The organism is Micromonospora sp. NPDC005413, assembly GCF_040606435.1.
Taxonomy (GTDB): Bacteria; Actinomycetota; Actinomycetes; order Mycobacteriales; family Micromonosporaceae; genus Micromonospora.
In genome coordinates this window covers 133,610-148,588 of the sequence record NZ_JBEXEV010000001.1, presented here as the reverse complement: position 1 = coordinate 148,588, position 14,979 = coordinate 133,610, and the positions used below count along the sequence as shown (strand labels likewise).

General features: G+C 71.1%; 13 protein-coding genes. 7 read left to right on the top strand and 6 right to left on the bottom strand.

The genetic code is table 11. The features are described 5' to 3' along the window. The first annotated feature begins 31 nt into the window (after positions 1 to 31). From ABZS37_RS00635 to ABZS37_RS00625, 3 genes are read left to right on the top strand one after another with little or no spacing between them, the layout of a single operon-like run. Positions 32 to 880 (top strand): ATP-binding cassette domain-containing protein, encoded by an 849-nt coding sequence (locus ABZS37_RS00635; RefSeq protein ID WP_355164676.1) that lies wholly within the window; start codon positions 32 to 34, stop codon positions 878 to 880. Positions 881 to 893: 13 nt separating this feature from the next. Then, positions 894 to 1,655, top strand: a complete 762-nt coding sequence (locus ABZS37_RS00630; protein WP_355164675.1) for an ABC transporter permease — start codon at positions 894 to 896, stop codon at positions 1,653 to 1,655. A 44-nt stretch (positions 1,656 to 1,699) separates the two neighbouring features. Next, positions 1,700 to 2,473: a MerR family transcriptional regulator gene (locus tag ABZS37_RS00625; RefSeq protein WP_355164674.1), complete on the top strand. Its 774-nt coding sequence runs from the start codon at positions 1,700 to 1,702 to the stop codon at positions 2,471 to 2,473. A gap of 97 nt (positions 2,474 to 2,570) precedes the next feature. Here ABZS37_RS00625 and ABZS37_RS00620 read toward each other — a convergent pair whose 3' ends face one another. Together ABZS37_RS00620 and ABZS37_RS00615 are read right to left on the bottom strand one after the other, a co-directional pair. Further along, complete coding sequence (locus tag ABZS37_RS00620) at positions 2,571 to 3,362, bottom strand: SDR family oxidoreductase (RefSeq protein WP_355164673.1); 792 nt, start codon at positions 3,360 to 3,362, stop codon at positions 2,571 to 2,573. Further along, a complete protein-coding gene (locus tag ABZS37_RS00615) occupies positions 3,359 to 4,342 on the bottom strand; it encodes an LLM class F420-dependent oxidoreductase (protein ID WP_355165073.1) in 984 nt (327 codons plus the stop codon). Before ABZS37_RS00615 ends, ABZS37_RS00620 begins: the two co-directional genes overlap by 4 nt. A gap of 155 nt (positions 4,343 to 4,497) precedes the next feature. Here ABZS37_RS00615 and ABZS37_RS00610 point away from each other — a divergent pair, with 155 nt between their 5' ends. Continuing rightward, entirely contained in the window at positions 4,498 to 5,718 is a 1,221-nt protein-coding gene (locus tag ABZS37_RS00610; RefSeq protein WP_355164672.1) for a low temperature requirement protein A, read from the top strand. Between the two features lie 51 nt (positions 5,719 to 5,769). After that, positions 5,770 to 6,633 (top strand): DUF1028 domain-containing protein, encoded by an 864-nt coding sequence (locus tag ABZS37_RS00605; RefSeq protein ID WP_355164671.1) that lies wholly within the window; start codon positions 5,770 to 5,772, stop codon positions 6,631 to 6,633. 58 nt (positions 6,634 to 6,691) lie between these two features. Here the strand turns inward: ABZS37_RS00605 and ABZS37_RS00600 are convergent, their stop codons facing one another. Both ABZS37_RS00600 and ABZS37_RS00595 read right to left on the bottom strand, forming a co-directional pair. Continuing rightward, entirely contained in the window at positions 6,692 to 7,360 is a 669-nt protein-coding gene (locus ABZS37_RS00600) for a maleylpyruvate isomerase N-terminal domain-containing protein (protein ID WP_355164670.1), read from the bottom strand. 8 nt (positions 7,361 to 7,368) lie between these two features. Then, entirely contained in the window at positions 7,369 to 8,256 is an 888-nt protein-coding gene (locus tag ABZS37_RS00595) for a phosphatase PAP2 family protein (protein WP_355165072.1), read from the bottom strand. Between the two features lie 185 nt (positions 8,257 to 8,441). Between ABZS37_RS00595 and ABZS37_RS00590 the strand changes: the two genes are divergently transcribed. Further along, complete coding sequence (locus ABZS37_RS00590; protein WP_355165071.1) at positions 8,442 to 9,074, top strand: DUF3159 domain-containing protein; 633 nt, start codon at positions 8,442 to 8,444, stop codon at positions 9,072 to 9,074. A 316-nt stretch (positions 9,075 to 9,390) separates the two neighbouring features. Here the strand turns inward: ABZS37_RS00590 and ABZS37_RS00585 are convergent, their stop codons facing one another. Further along, positions 9,391 to 12,297 (bottom strand): glycoside hydrolase family 48 protein, encoded by a 2,907-nt coding sequence (locus ABZS37_RS00585; RefSeq protein WP_355164669.1) that lies wholly within the window; start codon positions 12,295 to 12,297, stop codon positions 9,391 to 9,393. Positions 12,298 to 13,138: 841 nt separating this feature from the next. Here ABZS37_RS00585 and ABZS37_RS00580 point away from each other — a divergent pair. Further along, positions 13,139 to 14,482 (top strand): GH1 family beta-glucosidase, encoded by a 1,344-nt coding sequence (locus ABZS37_RS00580; protein ID WP_355164668.1) that lies wholly within the window; start codon positions 13,139 to 13,141, stop codon positions 14,480 to 14,482. A gap of 80 nt (positions 14,483 to 14,562) precedes the next feature. On the opposite strand, the gene ABZS37_RS00575 is transcribed toward ABZS37_RS00580, so the two are convergent. After that, positions 14,563 to 14,976: a roadblock/LC7 domain-containing protein gene (locus ABZS37_RS00575; RefSeq protein ID WP_354992516.1), complete on the bottom strand. Its 414-nt coding sequence runs from the start codon at positions 14,974 to 14,976 to the stop codon at positions 14,563 to 14,565. Positions 14,977 to 14,979 lie beyond the last annotated feature (3 nt).

The window sequence follows — 14,979 nt, the reverse complement described above, 5'->3', positions numbered from 1 at the left end:
GACGCTGCGTCAACCCTCCATGCTGCCTGCCATGAGCATTTCGCCAACAACCAATCAGGTCCAGGGGCCTGCGATCCACGTGCAGGGGCTGGAGAAGTCGTACAAGGAGCTGCGTGTGCTGCGCGGCGTGGACCTCGACGTGGCGCGGGGCAGCATCTTCGCCCTGCTCGGCTCGAACGGGGCGGGCAAGACCACGGTGGTGAAGATCCTGTCCACGCTGCTCAAGGCCGACGCGGGGACTGCCCGGGTCAACGGCTTCGATGTCGTTACACAGGCCGCCGACGTACGCGAGTCCATCAGCCTCACCGGGCAGTTCGCGGCGGTCGACGCGATCCTCAGCGGGCGGGAGAATCTCGTCCTGGTAGCCAGGCTGAGGCACCTCACGGACCCGGGCGCGATCGCGGACGACCTACTGGGCCGCTTCTCACTGACCGAGGCGGGCCGCCGGAGGGTGGCGACGTATTCCGGTGGCATGCGCCGCCGGCTGGACATCGCGATGAGTCTCATCGGGAACCCGTCGGTCATCTTCCTCGACGAGCCGACGACCGGGCTGGACCCGGAGGCGCGCATCGAGGTGTGGCAGGCCGTCAAGGAACTCGCCGCGGGCGGCACGACCGTGCTGCTCACCACCCAGTACCTGGAGGAGGCCGAACAACTCGCCGACCGGATCGCGATCCTCCACCAGGGTCGGATCATCGTCGACGGCACCCTGGCCGAGCTCAAACAGCTGCTGCCGCCCGCCAAGGTCGAATACGTCGAGAAGCAGCCCTCCCTCGAAGACGTCTTCTTCGCGGTCGTCGGCGACGCCGGCGAGGACGACGTCGACGGCAACGCCGCCAAGGGCAGCCAAGGCCGCATGACCGAGTCGAACAAGAAGTAGGGAACAACAAACAATGGCCACGCACTTCTTCGCCGACACCGCCGTCCTCACGGGACGGACCATGCGCCACGTCACCCGCAGCATGGACACCATCATCACGACCGCGATCACACCGATCGCCATCATGCTGCTGTTCGTCTACGTGTTCGGCGGTGCGATCGACACCGGAGCCGTCTCGTATGTGAACTACATGCTGCCCGGCATCCTGCTCATCACCATCGCGTCGGGAATCTCCTACACCGCGTTCCGGCTCTTCAACGACATGCAGGGCGGAATCTTCGAGCGATTCCAGTCCATGCCAATCGCCCGATCAGGCGTGCTGTGGGCGCACGTCCTGACCTCGCTGGTCGCCAATGTGATCTCGCTCGTGGTCGTCGTCCTCGTCGCCCTCGTCATGGGCTTCCGCTCGGGAGCTGGAGTGCTGGCCTGGCTCGCGGTCGCCGGCATCCTCATCCTGTTGACCCTGGCGCTGACCTGGATCGCCGTGATCCCTGGCCTCACCGCACAGTCGGTGGAAGGCGCGAGCGCATTCTCCTACCCGCTCATCTTCCTGCCGTTCATCAGCTCGGCCTTCGTGCCCACCGACACCATGCCCGGCCCGGTGCGCGCCTTCGCCGAACACCAACCGGTGACCTCCATCGTCAACACGATCCGCGACCTGCTCACACAGCAAGCGGTCGGAACCGGCATCTGGATCGCCCTCGCCTGGTGCGTCGGCATCCTCATCGTCGCCTACTTCTTCGCCACCCTGTCCTACCGCCGCAAGATCTCCTGAGCCGTGTCGACCGGGTCTGGGCGAGGTGGGGGCAGGATCAGAGCATGCTGACGATCGGTCAACTGGCGGCGTACGCCGGCGTCACCGTGCGAGCGGTGCGGCACTATCACCAGGTCGGGCTACTGCCCGAGCCGGAACGGGATGCTTCGGGCTACCGGCGGTATGGCGCAACGGCAGTCGTGGCCCTCATCAAGATCCGCACCCTCGCCAACGCCGGCGTGCCGCTGTCCCAGATCGGTCAGATGCTCGAAGCCGACGCGTCGACCTTCGCCGAGTCCATCCAGAGGATCGACAGCCACCTGCGGGACGAGATCGAACGGCTTGAGTCCAGCCGCAAGCAGATCGCGCAGCTCACTGCCGGGGACAGTCTGACGCTCCCACCGCAGGTGGTGTCCTACCTCGATCGACTCCGGGCCATCGGGGCGTCGAAGCGGATGGTGGAGGCTGAACGGGACGGGTGGATCCTGGTCGCGGCTCGCTGGCCCGATCACATCATCGAGTGGATGCCGGCGAAACTCGCGCAGCTCGACGACCCGCAGGTCGTGCGGCTCTATCGGGTCCTGTCGGAGATCTTCGACAGCGACGCGGGCGAGGACGCGCTGCTGGAGGAGGCCGCCGACATCATGGCCGCCCTGGTCGAGCAGGCCTACAGTTCCGGTGACGTCCTCGTCGACGAGGCGCAGGACGATCTGCCTGACCTTCTGGACGCGCTCGCCGTCGAAACCGACCCGCGCGCGGAGCGACTGCGGAACCTGATGCGCGAGCGTGGCTGGTCCGGTTGGACCCGGGTGGAGCGGCTGGCGAAGCCGCCCGATTAGGGCCATCGGCGACCTTCGGCTGCCTGGTCCGACTCGACCGGTCCTGACCGAGCCAGCCCAGGCCAGGCCGCGCGGGACCAGGCCAGGCCGAGCCAGGTCAGGCGGTCAGGCGGCGGACGAGCTTGCGCAGCCCGGCCTGCCAGCCGTCCGGGTCTTCCGCGCGGCGGCGCGCGTAGTCGGCGACCTCCGGGTGCGGCAGGATCAGGAAGCGCTCCTCGGCCAGCCCCGCGATGGTCGCGTCGGCGACCTGGTCCGGGGTGAGCACCGCACCGGAGGCCTCGATCACCCGGGCGCCGAGGTGGCCCTCGCGGATCCCGTCCGCGAGCATCGGGGTGTCCACGCCCTGGGGGCAGAGCGCGCTCACCCGGATGCCCCGGTCCCGGTAGGTGATGGCCAGCCACTCCGCGAACCCCACCGAGGCGTGCTTCGTCGCGGTGTACGCGGCGTCGCCCACCGCGGTCAGCACACCCGCCGCCGAGCAGGTGTGTAGCAGGTGGCCACCGCCCCGGGCGAGCATTCCGGGCACCACCGCACGGGCCGAGTAGACGTGGGCGAGCACGTTGACCCGCCACGCCCGGTCCCAGCCGGCGTCGTCGACCTCCACTCCCCCGCCGGTGGTCACCCCCGCGTTGGCGCAGAACAGGTCGATCCGGCCGTACCGCTTCTCGGTGTCGGCGACCAGCGCGCGGACCTGCTCCTCGTCGGTGACGTCGAGGGCGCTGGCATGCGCGACCGGGCCGATGCCCTCGGCCACCGCTCGGGCCACGTCGACGTCCAGGTCGGCGACCACCACGGCCGCGGCACCCTCGGTGGCGAAACGGCGCGACAGCGCCGCCCCGATGCCGCCGGCGCCGCCGGTGACCACCACGATCCGGTCGGTGAGGTTCACTCGGACGCTCCTGCCGGGTCGGTGCCCAACTGGGCGATGAGGGTGAGCAGCGCGGCGGCTCCGCCGGCGGTGGTCTCCGGGGTGGGCAGCAGTGCGAGGACCGGCACGTCCACACCGGCGTCGGCGTAGCGGCGGACCTGGGCGCGGCACCGCTCCGGTGAGCCGTGCAGCACCAGGGCGTCGACCACCTCGTCCGGCACTGCCGCGCTGGCACCGCGCCGGTCACCGGCGGCCCAGGCCTCCCACATCGGCGCCAGGGCCTCGTCGCGGCCGAGCCAACGGTGAAACTCCGCGTACGCCGGGACGGTGAGGTAGCTGGTGATCAGCCGGCGGCCCAGCGCTCGGGCGTACACGGCGTCCTCGGTGGGACAGACGAAGATCCGGGCGGCGATCTCGAAGCCGGCACGCCGCTCACCCAGCTCGGCGAGGGCGCGTGGCACGTCGTCGGCGCTGAGCCAGTTGAGGATGACCCCGTCGGCCTCCGCGCCGGCCAGCCGGAGCATCCCCGGGCGCAGCGCGGCGAGCAGGATCGGCGGCGGCACCGCCGGCGGTCGTTCCAGCGTGAACCGGCGCACGGTGAACGTGTCGTAGACCTCGTCCACGGTCTCGCCGCGCAGCGCGGCACGCAGGAAACGCAGAACGTCCCGCGTCCGCCGGAACGGCTCGTCGAACCGCAGCGCGTTCCAGTCCCGCACGAGCACCGGTGAGGACGCGCCGATGCCCAGCGAGAACCGGCCCGGCGCGGCCTCCGCCAGCGCCGCCGCGCTCATCGCCAGCAGCCCGGGGCCCCGGGTGAAGACCGGCGTGATCGCGGTGCCGAGCCGCAGCCGGGGCTGCCAGGCCGCGGCGAGCGCCAGCGGGGTGAACGCGTCCGTCCCGGCGACCTCGGACGACCAGACGTCGGTGAACCCCGCCCGGTCGAGCGCCGCGTAGACCGCGTCATGGTCGGTCAGCACGATCCCGCCCAGCGGCACCGTCATGCCCCATCGATTCGTCACCGATTGATCGTGCCCGTTGACAGGGTGCCCGAGCAAGATCCCCGTACTGGGCAGAATCGCCGGTTTCCGGCCGTCCGTGCCACCGAATGGTGTTACGACTTCGAGGTGGACCGGACCAACGGCGCAGGCCGCTGACCATGGGATCCAGGGCAGCGGGACGCCTGGAGCCGGTCCCTGCGGCGGCCGCTCCCAACCGGGCCACTTTCCTGGAACTCTTCTTCGACCTGGTGTATGTCTTCGCGCTCACCCGGATCTCCGCGCGCGCGTTCGAGGACCTGACCGTTGAACCGGCTCGGGAGCATGGGTGGGCGGCGGTCACCGGCGGCGGCAAGACCCTGCTGTTGCTGCTCGCCCTCTGGGCGGTCTGGCAGGGCACCGCGTGGACGACCAGCCGGTACGACCCGTACAAGGTGCCACTGCAGACCGTGGTGATCACCGCGTTGGTGTGCAGCATGGTGATGGGGGTGGCGATCCCCCGGGCGTTCAGCCAGACCGCCCTGATGTTCGCGGTGGCGTACGTGGTCGCGCAGGTGACCCGGCCGCTGATCCTGTCGATCGCGCTGGGACCACACCCGTACCGCCGCTTGAAGGTGCGCATGACGGTGGTGTACGCCGTCAGCGGGGTGTTCTGGATCGGTGGTGCGCTCCTGGGGACCAACGGGCAGGTGATGCTCTGGACGGCGGCGCTGATCATCGAATACCTGGCCGGCCGGTACGGCTGGCCGGTGCCGGGGCTGGGCCGGTCGACGATCTCGAGGTGGGATATCGCCGGTGAGCACCTGGCCGAGCGGTACCAGCAGTTCTTCCTCGTCGCGCTGGGCGAAACGATCCTGGTGGCGGGTTTCGCGTACAGCAGGGGGCAGTACGAGGCGGGGCACGCGTGGGCGTTCGCGCTGGCGCTGGCCACCTCGATCATGCTGTGGCGGATCTATGTGCAGCGCGCCGGGCGGATCCTGGGTGAGGCCGTGATGAAGGCCCGGCACCCGGCCAACATCGGTCGCTCGGCGGCCGACACCCATCTGGTGATGGTGATCGGTCTTGCCTCGACCGCGATCGGTTACGAGCTGATCATCGAGCATCCGCTGGATCGGATCCCGGGGTCATGGCTCGCCATCGTGCTCGGCGGCCCGGTGCTGTTCCTGGCCGGTCGGGCCCGCCTCGAGTACGAGGTGTTCGCGCGGGTCTCCCCGTCCCGGTGGATCGCCCTCCTGGTGCTGGCGGCGTCGGCGGTGCCGCTGCTGTTCCTGCCCGGTCTGGCCGCGACCGCCGTCGGGGTGCTGGTGTTGGCCGCGGTCGCGGTCGCCGACGCCCGCCGGGCGCGCGGGGCCCCACTGGAGGCCCCCGCGCCACCCTTCTGAGGCAATGACGCACGGCGATGTCCTGCCGGCGCGGCCGGTTAGTCTCGGCGGGTGACCTTCTCGCTTGTCGCCCGCTCCGCCGATGGCCGCCTGCATGGCGTCGCCGTCGCCAGCAAGTTCCTCGCCGCCGGGGCGCTGGTGCCGGCCGCCGCCGCCGACGTGGGTGCACTGGCCACCCAGGCGCACGTCAACCTCGCCTACCGCCCGCAGGGCCTCACCCTGCTGCGCACCGGCGTGACGGCCGCCGACGTGGTGGCCGGGCTGGTCGCCGCCGACCCCGAGCGGGAGCACCGCCAGCTCGGCGTCGTGGGAGCCAGCGGGCCGGGCGCCAGCTGGACCGGACCGGCCTGCCATGCGTGGGCCGGCGGGCGGACCGGCGACGGCTGGGCCGCGCAGGGCAACGTGCTCACCGGCCCGGAGGTCGTCGACGCACTCGGTGATGCCTGGCTGGCGGGGTCGGCGCTGCCGTTCGCCGAGCGGCTGGTGACCGCGCTGCGGGCCGGCGACGAGGCCGGCGGCGACCGGCGGGGCCGGCAGAGCGCCGGTTTGCTGGTGGTCGAGCGCGGCGGCGGGTACGGCGGCACCAGCGACGTGGTGGTCGACCTTCGCGTGGACGACCACCCGGACCCGGTCGCCGAGCTGGGTCGGTTGCTCGCCGTGCACACGATGCTGTTCAGCCGGCCCGACCCGGCCACCCTGCTCGACCTGAGCGGCGCGGTCGCCGAGGAGGTGGCGGCGTTGCTCAGCGCGCTGGGCCATCCGGTGGTCGACGACGGGCCGGAGGCAGCGTTGATCTCCTGGGCCGGGCTGGAGAACCTGGAGGAGCGGCTGGTGCCGGGGCGGATCGACCCGGTGGTGCTGACGCACCTGCGCGGCGTCGCCCCCCACGTCCCCGCACCCCGCTCCGCGAGCTGACCCGCCTGGGCGGGCAGCGACCGGAGCCGACAGCGACCGGCGCCAGCGACGATCAGGGTCAGCGGCCGAAGGCGAGCCAGCGAAAGCCGGCCGCGTCGATCACGGCCTGTTCCGGGGCGGTCAGCGCCGCCCGGCCGGTGGCCTTGCGGATCAGGGTCAGCCGGTCCCAGCGCAACCCGGCCGGTGCCGGTCGTCCACCGGTGAGCAGGTCGGCGATCACCGCGGCCGCCGCAGCGGTGAGCCACGGGGGCCGGCCCAGCGCAGCGGCCAGGTCCAGACCGTGCACGCCCACCTCGACGACCCTGGTCCGCAGGAACTCGGTGAGGAGCATCGCGTCGCCGTGCCGGGTCCGAACCACCCGATCGGGCGGCGCGGCGGCGACCGCCGCGTCGGTGGCCCTCCAGGCCCGGTCCACCTCGCTCGCCAGCGCCGCCCGGTCCACCTGTCGGGCGTCGCGCCGACCACCGGCGATCCGGTCCGCGTCCACCTGCGGGGTGAACTTCGCCGTGCCGAAGTAGCCGGCGGCGTCCGCCTCGGCGCGTGGCGGTGCCGGCGCGGCGAGCATGTCGGTCAGCCGGCCGATCCCGGTGCGCACGTGCGCGATCAACTCCCGGACGGTCCACGGCGGGCAGTCGGTGGGCCGGTCAAGGTCGGCGTCGACCAACTCGGCCAGGATCTCGGTGAGCCGCGCGCACTCGGCGGAGAACGCCGTGCGGACCGCGTCCACCGGCCGGCTCAGCCCTTGACCCGGGGCACCAGCCGGTGCACGACGGTGAGCGCCAGCGCCATCACCACCGCCATCATGCCGGCGATCCCGGCAGCGCTGCCCGCGTACCCGACGAACAGTGGCCGGCGGGCCAACTCGTCCGGCCCGGTGTCACGCAGCTCGACCAGCCAGGCCAGGGACAGCCCGCAGGCGACCAGGGCGAGCACACCGCCCACCCCGAGGACCAGCGCAGCGATCCGGTGCGCGTCGCCGGGGGCGATCTCGGCCTGCTCCCGCTGGGTGATCAGCAGGACCAGCCCGGCCAACGCCGCCCAGACGCCCACCACCAGGTACGCGGCAACCGCGTCGCTGGGCCGGTGCCAGCCTGCGGAGAGGGTGGCGACTCCGGCGACGGCGGCATAGCCGGCACCGATGATGGCGCCCACCGCTCGCACCTTGGGCGGCAGGACGAGCATCAGCGCGACCGCCACCGACGCTGCCACCGTGGCGTGCCCGCTGGGCAGGCTGTTGCCCACCCCCGCGCGCTCCGGGTCGAGACCGTAGTCGGGCCGGCTCAGCCCGTGCTTCAGCAGCTGGGTCGAGACGTTCGCACCGGCGATCAGCAGGGTCGCGGTGATGGCCAGGGCGATCCGCCCGCGCATCAGCGCGATGAACCCGATCGTCGCGGTGGCAGCGAGCAGGGAGACCACCGACATCGCGTTGAGGATCCGGTCGACGGGGCCGTCGATAGTGTCCTGCCCGATCCGGTTGCCTGTCAGGGCGACGGTGTCCACCCACTGCCCGATCTCGGTGTGCACGGCCACCCGCCACACGGCGAGAAAGGCAGCCGCCTGGACGAGGGCCAGTACGACCAACCAGACCGCAGTCCAACCCCGTGCCGTCGCGCGCATCCGCACACCGTAGCGGCCGGTGTCGGGCGGCCGGGCGGTGGCCCGCCACCCGTCGCCGGTTAGGTTGTCCCGGAAGCGAGGAGGCGGTGGTGGGCGGAACACCGGAGCGCGACGGCGGCCCGACCGCACCCGGCCCGGACCAGCGGTCGGACGCCAATCCGGGCTCTGGAGGGCCGGCACGGGACGAGTCGCTGGCGGATCTGCTGGGCGGACGACGCGGTGCCATCGATGCCACCCTGCCGCCGCTGGCGTTCGCTGCCGGCTGGCTGCTGGGCGGCGAGTCGCTGTGGGGTGGGGTCGGCGCGGCGCTGGCCGTCGGCGCGGTGGTGGCCGGCGTACGGCTGCGTCGGGGTGACCGGCCCCGATCGGTGCTGATCGGGATGCTGGCCGTCTGCGTCGCGGCGTTGATCGCGGTGCGAACCGGCCGGGCCGAGAACTTCTTTCTGATCCAGGTGCTCTCCAACGCCGCCAGCGCACTCGTCTGGGCGGTCAGCATCGTGGTGCGCTGGCCGCTGCTCGGTGTGTTGGTCGGCGGGGTGCTGGGCCAGCGTGCCCGGTGGCGGCGCGACCCGGCGCTGAGACGCGGGTACGGCCGGGCCAGTTGGGTGTGGACGGCGACCTACCTGACGCGGCTCGCGGTGTTCGTGCCGCTGTACTTGGGTGGGCAGGTGCTCGCGCTGGTGGTGGCCCGGGTGGCCCTGACCTGGCCGCTGGTCGCCGCGGCGCTGGCACTGAGCTGGGTGGTGCTGCGGCGGTCGTTGTCGGCCGGGCACCCGGGTCTGCGTCATCCGGTCACCGGAGATCGGGCCACATCGCCCCGTTGACCCGAGCGGATCGGGGCGGTGGCGGGGCAAATAAGTGGAGAGGCCGCCACGGGGGGAGCGGCCTCTCCGGTGACGTACGTTACTCCGTCACCGACTTCGGCGTGATCCCGTGGCGGCCAGAATTTCTGGGCTTTTTCGCGGCTACCTCCAGTCCGGGCGGTGGGGTGGGCCGGCCGATCCGCTGCGTCGGCCAGATGGCCGACCCACCCCGGCCTGACCGTGGGAGTCAGGCCGTCCGGCGGCCAGGGCCGTCGTTACCGGGCCCGGCCGAACCCGGGGTGGACGGTGCACCTGCACCACCCACCCCGGGTCGCTGTCAGCCGTTCGGGAACAGGCTGCCGTAGTCGGCGTACGCCATGGCGACGTCGGCCTGTGCCCAGAACCGGTGGTAGTTGAAGCTGGGCTCCGCACCGCCGTTCAGGTACGCCTGCACCTTGGGCCAGTCCGGGTCGTTCTTGTAGAAGGACCGGATGTCGAGGAAGCTCTTGCCGGCGGCGATGGCGTCGCCGTTCGGCATCTTCCCGGTCCAGCCCGACGGGACGTAGAGGCCCTGCCCGGTGGACGCGTTGTAGGTGTCGTCGAAGCGCCGGTAGTCGCCACGCTTCTCGGTGGTGGAGACGCCCTTGGCGTCGCTGGCGGCCGACAGCGCGTCGAGCAGCCCCTTGGCGGTGTTCTTGGCCGCGACGTTGCCCGACTTGGCCGCGTACGCGATAAGGGTCCGGGCGTAGGCGGCGGTGACGCCGACGTCCTGGCCCTTGACGGTGACCTCGACGTGCAGGTTGGTGTTGGGCTGCGGGTTGGACGGGTTCCAGGTGGTCGGCTGACCGGTCCACGCCATGTCCGACGGGATCGACCAGTTGGTGCCGACGGTGGTGTTGGCGATCGCCCACGGCACCCACTTGTCCAGCAGCGCCTTGGCCTTCGCGTTGCCGGTCTGCAGGTACAGCTCCGCGATGCGCTGCATCGACCAGGCCTGCATGCCGAACCACTGGTTGGACGGCGGGTCGTTGTAGACCGGGTCGACGTCGTAGAACATGCCGTAGAAGGTGCTGGTGCCGGACGGCGGCTGGGCGTAACTGCCGTCCCAACTGTTGGTGGCACCACCGGCGATGCCGCCCTCGGCGGACTGCAGCCAGGTGTAGAACTCCAACTGCCGCTCGAAGCTCTTGGTCCAGTCGGCGACCGCGGTCGACGACTGCGGCTTGAGCTCCGGGGTGTTGGTCAGCGCCCAGGCCGCGAACGGGTTCTGGTAGCCGAAGTGGTTGTGGCTGGAGCCGATCCGCCAGGACCAGTTCTGGCTGGCGTCGTACGCGCCGCCCCAGGCGTAGTACCAGGACAGCAGGTAGTGCGCCGAGTCCTTGCCGCTGCCGGCGGGGCAGGTGCTCGCCCCGACGCAGTTGCCGATCTTCTTGAAGTACTTGTCGAACATCGCGTACCGCAGGTAGTCGCCCATCTTGGCGGCCTTGGTGATGGTGGCCGCGACGTCGGCCTGCTTGTTCTGCGCCTTGGCCCAGGTCAGCGCCCAGTACGCGGCCTGCACGGCGCGGGCGTCGGCGTCCGGGGCGTTGGTGTACTTCCACTGCTTGGCGGGGGCGCCGGTGTCCTTGACGAACAGGTCGAGGTAGCCGTACTGACCGCCGTGCTTGAAGGTGTCGCAGGACGGCTGCGGAACGGTTTCCCACACCGACTCCTGGGTGCCCCGCTGGAAGGTGTTGATGTAGGCCGGCTTGGTGGTGCCGTCACCGCAGCGGCCGAAGCCGTAGGTGTTGTCGACGTCTATCAGCCAGTGCATACCGTAGATGTCGCCGGTGCCGTAGGTGGACTGCAACTCCGAGCGGAGCGGGTCCTGCCCGACCGGGATGTTCGGGTTCAGCGCCGAGGGGTACTGGCTGGGCAGGTTGTACTCCGCGGCGTACTGCGGCGTTCCCGCGGAGCCGGCGGTCGGCTGGTCGGCGTGCGTCGGGATGATGTACTTCTCCATCACCGTCCAGGCGTTGTTGAACGGGGCCCAGTTCTGGGTGACCCGCCCGTAGTTCGCCTCCAGCCAGAGCCAGAAGCTGAACGCCTCCGAGGTGGTCTCGTGACCGTGGTCGGGCGCCTCGACGATCAGCGTCTCGACCGAGTGGTACGGCACGCCCTCGGCGCTGAAGTAGCCCGAGTTCTTGATCTTGCCGTACTGCTCGAGGAACTTCGCGATGTAGGTGTTGTCGCCGCCCGGGGTGTCGTTGTCGATCTCGGTGGCGGTGACCGCCAGCGGGGCGAGACCGGTGGCGGAGGCGGTGATGGTGGCGGCGCCACCGACGGTGTCGGCGTCCTCCGCCGCGGCGACCGTGACGGTGACCCCGGTGTTCCAGTTGCTGGGAGTCAGCGTGACGGTGGCCGGCGAGACCGTGACATCGGTGTCGCCGGTGCGGGTGAGGGTGACCGGCACGTTGGCCGTCGGCGCAGCGCTGAGCTTCAGGTTGAAGGTGGCGGTGCCACCCTCGTTGACGCTCACCGCGGACGGGGTGGCGACCAGCGTCGGGCCGGTGGCGGCGGTGACCGTGAACGCCTTCTCGGCGACCCCGATGCCGTTGGCGTTGTCGTACGCCTTGGCCTGGACGGTGTAGCTGCCGGCCGGCAGGTCCTCCTGGGTGTAGGCGTACGGGGCTGAGGTGTCGGTGTTGATCAGCAGACCGTTGCGGTAGAACTCGACCTTGCTGATCGTCCCGTCCGGGTCGCTGGCGGTGGCGGTCAGCGGCACGTCGGCCGGCGCGGTGAACGGCCCGCTCGGCAGGCTGAGCGAGACCGTCGGCGGCTGGTTGGCCGGCGTGCCGTTGCAGGGAGTGCCGTTCAGGGTGAACGAGGTGGGCTTCGGGTTGCTCCCCGAGTGGGCGCCGTTGAAGCCGATGGTGGTGGAGGCCCCGGTGCCGAGGTTGCCGTTGTACGACTCGTTGGTCGCGGTGACCTCGCTGCCGGACTGGCTGTATTTGGCCGACCAGCCCTGGGTGACCCGCTGGCCGCTGTTCGGGAAGGTCCACTTGAGCGTCCAGTTGCTGACCGGGTCGCCCAGGTTCTTGATGGTGACGTTGGCGGTGAAGCCGGTGTTCCAGTCGTTGGTCGCGTAGACCACGTCGCAGGCGGGTGCGGCCTGCGCGGCGCCGGCGGGCAGGGTCACCCCGCCGATGGCGAGCACGGTGGCGGCGATGATCGCCACGCGACGGCGTCGTGCCAGTTGTCTCATGTGCGCGGTGTCTCCTCGGACCAGGCCGGGATGGTCCCCGGCGAGGCGCCTGCCCGCGAGGGTGGTGGTCCGCGGGAGATTCGAGGCGCCGGGAAGGTGGTCTCCCCCGGGCCCGGCCGGGGTACGGCGGTGCGGCCTGCGCGGGAGGGGGTCCCGCCGGCTGCGATCGGGTGACCGTGACCGGAAGTGGTGCTGCCGGCTGCCCTCGGCGGACCCGCATTCACGCGATGTGGCTCCTGTCGCGTCGAATCGACAGTGTGCCATGGAAGCGCTCCCACAACAAGCGTGCGGGTGGCGGGATCAGCTCCTTGTTTCGATCTCGTTTTGGGTCTTTCACAATGACGTGACGGGCGTTACAGTCGCAACATCGGTCGATGGGAGCGCTTCCATCGACAAGGTTCCAACAAGAAGATCGCCGGGCCGTCTCTGACGGACCCGGGGAACCAGCCCGAGGGCTGACGACGGGCCAGCCCGGACGCCGCCGTCAGCCATCGTCCCGCCACATGGAGGGAGGTGGAACCAAAGCCACTCGCGTGGCCCGGCTCCCGCGCGACACGCACGGCAGGACCCAAATTCCGCCCGTGTGTGTGCAGTTACGGTGGGGACGGGGGTTGCCCTCCCCCGTCCCCACACTAAACCCCCGTACACGATGGGAAAAGAGGCCGACGGGACAGGCGCGCCGCGCCGCCCGGCGGCCTCGCTCGCTGTTCGGGGCCCCACCCGCCTCAACCCGCCACCGCCGGCCCGCCACGACGGCCGGCTGACCGGGCCCGCCGCCCCTGCCCTATCATGGGAGCGCTCCCGAATCTCGGCGGTGGCCCCGTATCCATGAGGAGAATCCATGTCGATACCCACCGGGCCCGCCGGCCCGCTGCGCTTCCCTGACAACTTCGGCTGGGGCGCGGCCACCTCCGCGTACCAGATTGAGGGCGCCGCCAAGGAGGACGGGCGCGGCGAGTCGGTCTGGGACACCTTCAGCCGTGTCCCCGGGCGCACCCGCAACGGCGACACCGGCGACGTGGCCGCCGACCACTACCACCGGTACGCCGAGGATCTTGACCTCATGCGCGACCTCGGGTTGCGCAGCTACCGCTTCTCCATCTCCTGGCCACGGATCCAGCCCGACGGCACGGGCGCGCCAAACCAGCGCGGGCTCGACTTCTATCGGCGGCTCCTCGACGGCCTGCACGAACGCGGGATCACCCCGATGGCCACCCTGTTCCACTGGGACCTCCCGCAGGCACTCCAGGACGCCGACGGTTGGGAGTCACGCGACACCGCCCACCGCTTCGCCGACTACGCCGACGCAGTCTTCCATGCCCTCGGCGACCGGGTGCCGGACTGGCTCACCGTCAACGAGCCCAAGACCGTGGTGCAGAACGGCTACCTGATCGGCCACCACGCCCCGGGCCGGCAGGACCCGGACGCGGCCTACCTGGTCGCCCACCACCTGCAGCTCGCGCACGGGCTCGCGGTCGGCGCGCTGCGGGCCACCGGCAGCACCAGTCGGATCGGCCCCGCGCTCAACCTGCACCCCTGCTACCCCGCCGACGACTCCCCGCAGGCTGCCGCCGCCGCCCGCCTTTACGACGGCTACGAGAACCGGCTCTACCTGGACTCCCTGCTCAAGGGCAGCTACCCGGAAGACGTGCTGGCCGACCTGGGCCCGCAGAGCCGGATGGTCCAGGGCATCCGCGACGGCGACCTGGCGATCATCTCCGCACCGGTCGACCTGCTGGCCGTGCAGTACTACACGCCCATCTACGTCGCCACCGACGGCGGCACCGAGCACCGCTGGTCGACCTCCGAGGCCGAGTGGCAGCAGATCTACCCCGAGGGGATGTACGACATCCTGACCCGGGTCACCCGCGACTACGGCCCCATCCCGCTCACCATCACCGAGAACGGGCTGCCCACACCGGACACCCTGGCCGTGGACGGCACCGTCCACGACGCGGGTCGGATCAGCTTCCTGCGTGACCACCTCGCCGCCGCGCACCGGGCCATCGCCGCCGGGGTGCCGCTGGAGAGCTTCCACGTCTGGTCACTGCTGGACAACTTCGAGTGGGCCGAGGGGTACGACCAGCGGTGGGGACTGGTCTACGTGGACTACCCGACCCAGCGGCGGGTGCTCAAGAGCAGCGCCACCTGGTACCGCTCCGTCATCGCCGACGGCGGCTTCTGAGCAGGCCGCCACCCGGACGGCCGGGCCCGGACGGCTCGGCTCCGGTGAGCCGGTGACCGTCCGGGACTCGGCCGGGCCAGTCAGCGGGGCAGCGCCTGCTGCAACTCCGCCCGCAGAGCCGGAGTGAGCATCTCCCCCGCCTGCTTGGCCAGCCGGGCCATCTCGTAGCCCACCACACCGATGTCCGCGTCACCGGCGGCCAGCGTGGCCAGGATCGAACCGTCGCGAATCTGCATCACCAGGAAGTAGCCGCGGCCCATCTCGACCACCGTCTGCTTGACGATATCGCCGTCGAACAACTGGGCCGCGCCCGCGGTGATGCTCATCAGCCCGGAGGTCACCGCGGCGAGCTTGTCCGCGTTGTCGCGGGGCAGGTGGTCGGAGATCGCCACCAGCAGCCCGTCGGAGGAGACCACCACGGCGTGCGCCACGCCCGGCACCCGCTCCGCGAACGCGCTCACCAGCCAGCTCAGGTCACGCGCCTCCTGGCTCAACGT